The organism is Paraburkholderia sp. LEh10 (assembly GCF_017814945.1).
Classification (GTDB): Bacteria; Pseudomonadota; Gammaproteobacteria; order Burkholderiales; family Burkholderiaceae; genus Paraburkholderia.
In genome coordinates this window covers 1-679 of sequence record NZ_JAGIPX010000232.1, presented here as the reverse complement: position 1 = coordinate 679, position 679 = coordinate 1, and the positions used below count along the sequence as shown (strand labels likewise).

The following is a 679-nucleotide window of genomic DNA, read 5'->3' as shown; positions in this document are numbered from 1 at the left end:
GGCATCAGCACCCGCGAGGCGGCCAATGCGTATGCGCCCTCCTTCATCGCCGACTTCAACCGGCGGTTCGGCAAACCACCCAGGAGCGATCACGACGCGCACCGGGCGTTGCATGTCGACGAGGATCTGCGGCAGATCCTCGCCTATCGCGTGCCACGCAAGGTCTCCAATGCGCTGACCGTTCAGTACGACCGCGTGATGTATCTGCTCGATGACACGCCCGTCAGTCGTGCGTTGATGCATGAGTACGTCGAGGTGGTCGAGTATCCCGATGGCATGGTCGAGGTACAGGCCAATGGCGTGGTGTTGCCGTACCGGCAGTACGACCGCATCACGCGCATCGATCAGGGCGCGGAGCTTGACAACAAGCGGCTGGCCAGCGCGCTCCAGGTGGCACGGCAGATTCAGGCCATGCGTGATGACCGCCGCGCCTCGGGCTCGCCGTCACGGACGCATTGCGGTGAAGAGGTTCGCGCGAAGCAGGCGCGCATCGGACTGAAGAAGCAGCGGGCCATTGACGTTACCGACCTCAATCATGCTGTTCTGGAAGTCAGTGCCAAGGCAATGCGGGAACGGGGGGCGGCTGCGCCGCCCCACCCCCAAACCATAAGAAACAGCAAGGCAAAACCCGACATTTCTATTTAGCTGGAGGCGCGACATTTGAACTTGGCGGAGACAT

The 679-nt window shown here is 62.2% G+C and carries 1 pseudogene; it reads left to right on the top strand.

The features are described 5' to 3' along the window. Window positions 1–645, top strand: a pseudogene (locus J8I87_RS44105) (transposase); the annotation flags it as partial. Between the last annotated feature and the right edge of the window lie 34 nt (window positions 646–679).